The 650-nt window shown below is 68.5% G+C and carries 1 protein-coding gene; it reads left to right on the top strand.

Translation table 11 applies throughout. The annotated features are described in order from the left end of the window. The coding region (locus ACFPOB_RS29955; RefSeq protein ID WP_377801815.1) for a phage portal protein family protein at window positions 1-650 on the top strand (650 nt) is incomplete at both ends.

The raw sequence follows: 650 nt of genomic DNA, 5'->3' as shown, positions 1-650 counted from the left end.
TCCAAGCTGCTCGGGCCCGATGGCAACCCGATTGACTATGACGATGTCTTCGGGCCGCCCAAGGCCGGGCCGACGCTCACCGGCGTGCGCTCGCCGATCTCCGGCCACCCAGCCGATGGCCTGACGCCGACCCGACTGGCCGCGATCCATCGCGCCGCGGCGACCGGCAGCCCGCTCGCCTGGCTCGAGCTCGCCGAGGACATCGAGGAGCGTGACCCGCACTACCTGTCCGTGCTCGGCACGCGCCGCCGCTCGGTTGGACAGCTGCCGATCGCGATCGCGGCGGCCAGCGACGATGCCGAGCATGTCCGCCATGCCGATTTCCTGCGCGAATGGTTGGAAGAGGGCGTGCTCGAGCTGGCGCTCTTCGACATCCTGGACGCGATCGGCAAGGGCTTCTCGGTCACCGAGATCGAGTGGGAATCGACGCCCGAGGCCGTGCTGCCGAAATGCCTCGACTATCGCCCGCAGCGCTGGTTCGAGTTCGATCAGGTCGACGGCGAGACCGTCGTCCTGGCCGAGGGCGTGACCCGCGAGCCGCTTTCGCCGCACAAGTTCATCGTCCATCGACACAAGGCCAAGAGTGGCCTGACCATCCGCTCCGGCCTCGCCCGCGTCGCGTCCTGGTGCTGGATGTACAAGGCCTTCAC

This window comes from Allobosea eneae, from assembly GCF_042657265.1.
Classification (GTDB): Bacteria; Pseudomonadota; Alphaproteobacteria; order Rhizobiales; family Beijerinckiaceae; genus Allobosea; species Allobosea eneae.
Note: the sequence above shows the minus strand (reverse complement) of the source record. Positions and strands in the feature narration are given on the sequence as shown.